Annotated in this window: 1 rRNA gene; it reads left to right on the top strand. The window is 49.3% G+C overall.

From position 1 onward, the window contains the following. Positions 1–192: 192 nt before the first annotated feature. Positions 193–3,089, top strand: a 23S ribosomal RNA gene (locus HMPREF9065_RS04005). The last annotated feature ends 21 nt before the right edge of the window (positions 3,090–3,110 follow it).

Raw genomic sequence — 3,110 nt, 5'->3', positions numbered from 1 at the left:
TGAAAACGAGACTTTCAAGAAAGTCTGAGTAAGGGTCATTGATAAAAGGCAATGATTCTGAATAAATTAACTGTTACGGCTAACAAACCTAACGTGTTTTTAGCGTCAATCTATGATGTAAAGTGAATTTTAACTTTAAATTCGATTTTATCTTCATCAGATTGTTCATCCTAAGAATACTTGAGGTTGTATGGCTAAGTGACAAAGCGTACAAGGTGGATGCCTTGGCAATCAGAGGCGAAGAAGGACGTGCTAATCTGCGAAAAGCTTGGATGAGTCGATAAGAGGCGTTTAATCCAAGATGTCCGAATGGGGAAACCCAGTAGATGAAGAATCTACTATCACTTACTGAATTCATAGGTAAGTGAGGCGAACCGGGAGAACTGAAACATCTAAGTACCCCGAGGAAAAGAAATCAACCGAGATTTTGTGAGTAGCGGCGAGCGAAAGCGAAAGAGCCTGTTAGTGATAGCGATAGAGACAGAGGAACAAGCTGGGAAGCTTGGCGATACAGGGTGATAGCCCCGTACTCGAAGTCCAGGTCGTGGTACTAAGCTAACGAGAAGTAGGGCGGGACACGTGATATCCTGTTTGAAGATGGGGGGACCATCCTCCAAGGCTAAATACTCCTGATTGACCGATAGTGAACCAGTACTGTGAAGGAAAGGCGAAAAGAACCCCGGTGAGGGGAGTGAAATAGAACCTGAAACCTTGTACGTACAAGCAGTGGGAGCCCGCAAGGGTGACTGCGTACCTTTTGTATAATGGGTCAGCGACTTATATTTTGTAGCGAGGTTAACCGAATAGGGGAGCCGAAGGGAAACCGAGTCTTAACTGGGCGTTGAGTTGCAAGGTATAGACCCGAAACCCGGTGATCTAGCCATGGGCAGGTTGAAGGTTGGGTAACACTAACTGGAGGACCGAACCGACTAATGTTGAAAAATTAGCGGATGACTTGTGGCTGGGGGTGAAAGGCCAATCAAACCGGGAGATAGCTGGTTCTCCCCGAAATCTATTTAGGTAGAGCCTTGAGCGGACACCTTCGGGGGTAGAGCACTGTTTCGGCTAGGGGTCCATCCCGGATTACCAACCCGATGCAAACTACGAATACCGAAGAGTGATACTCAGGAGACACACGGCGGGTGCTAACGTCCGTCGTGGAGAGGGAAACAACCCAGACCGCCAGCTAAGGTCCCAAAGTCTATATTAAGTGGGAAACGAAGTGGGAAGGCTTAGACAGCTAGGATGTTGGCTTAGAAGCAGCCATCATTTAAAGAAAGCGTAATAGCTCACTAGTCGAGTCGGCCTGCGCGGAAGATGTAACGGGGCTCAAATATAGCACCGAAGCTGCGGCATCAGACGTAAGTCTGTTGGGTAGGGGAGCGTTGTGTAAGCGGATGAAGGTGGTTCGAGAGGGCTGCTGGACGTATCACAAGTGCGAATGCTGACATAAGTAACGATAAAACGGGTGAAAAACCCGTTCGCCGGAAGACCAAGGGTTCCTGTCCAACGTTAATCGGGGCAGGGTGAGTCGGCCCCTAAGGCGAGGCTGAAAAGCGTAGTCGATGGGAAACGGGTTAATATTCCCGTACTTGGTAAAGCTGCGATGTGGGGACGGAGCAGGTTAGGTTAGCGTGCTGTTGGATATGCACGTTTAAGTTGGTAGGTGGGAAGTTTAGGCAAATCCGGACTTCCTTAACACTGAGAGATGATGACGAGGCTCTACGGAGCTGAAGTAACTGATACCACACTTCCAGGAAAAGCCACTAAGCGAAAGGCTTTACTAAACCGTACTGAAAACCGACACAGGTGGTCAGGTAGAGAATACTCAGGCGCTTGAGAGAACTCGGGTGAAGGAACTAGGCAAAATAGCACCGTAACTTCGGGAGAAGGTGCGCCGGCGTAGATTGTAAGGGCTTGCCCCTGAAGGTTGAACCGGTCGAAGATACCAGCTGGCTGCAACTGTTTATTAAAAACACAGCACTCTGCAAACACGAAAGTGGACGTATAGGGTGTGATGCCTGCCCGGTGCTGGAAGGTTAATTGATGGTGTAATCGAAAGAGAAGCTCCTGATCGAAGCCCCAGTAAACGGCGGCCGTAACTATAACGGTCCTAAGGTAGCGAAATTCCTTGTCGGGTAAGTTCCGACCTGCACGAATGGCATAATGATGGCCAGGCTGTCTCCACCCGAGACTCAGTGAAATTGAAATCGCCGTGAAGATGCGGTGTACCCGCGGCTAGACGGAAAGACCCCGTGAACCTTTACTATAGCTTGACACTGAACATTGAATTTTGATGTGTAGGATAGGTGGGAGACTTTGAAGTAGTCACGCCAGTGATTATGGAGTCGTCCTTGAAATACCACCCTTTAACGTTTGATGTTCTAACGAAGATTGCGAAACGCGGTCTCGGACAGTGTCTGGTGGGTAGTTTGACTGGGGCGGTCTCCTCCCAAAGCGTAACGGAGGAGCACGAAGGTTTGCTAATCACGGTCGGACATCGTGAGGTTAGTGCAATGGTATAAGCAAGCTTAACTGCGAGACAGACAAGTCGAGCAGGTACGAAAGTAGGTCATAGTGATCCGGTGGTTCTGAATGGAAGGGCCATCGCTCAACGGATAAAAGGTACTCCGGGGATAACAGGCTGATACCGCCCAAGAGTTCATATCGACGGCGGTGTTTGGCACCTCGATGTCGGCTCATCACATCCTGGGGCTGAAGTAGGTCCCAAGGGTATGGCTGTTCGCCATTTAAAGTGGTACGCGAGCTGGGTTTAGAACGTCGTGAGACAGTTCGGTCCCTATCTGCCGTGGGCGTTGGAGAATTGATTGGGGCTGCTCCTAGTACGAGAGGACCGGAGTGGACGCATCACTGGTGTTCCAGTTGTCTCGCCAGAGGCATTGCTGGGTAGCTACATGCGGAAGAGATAAGTGCTGAAAGCATCTAAGCACGAAACTTGCCAAGAGATGAGTTCTCCCACATATAAAGTGTGTAAGGGTTGTTTAAGACTAAGACGTAGATAGGTGCGGTGTGTAAGTGTAGTGATACATTGAGCTAACGCATACTAATTGCCCGAGAGGCTTAGCCATACAACGCTCAAGTGTTTTGGG

Origin of the sequence: Aggregatibacter sp. oral taxon 458 str. W10330 (assembly GCF_000466335.1) — a bacterium.
GTDB lineage: Bacteria > Pseudomonadota > Gammaproteobacteria > Enterobacterales > Pasteurellaceae > Aggregatibacter.
The sequence above is the reverse complement of the archived record's forward strand: the minus strand, read 5'-3'. Positions and strand labels throughout refer to the sequence as shown.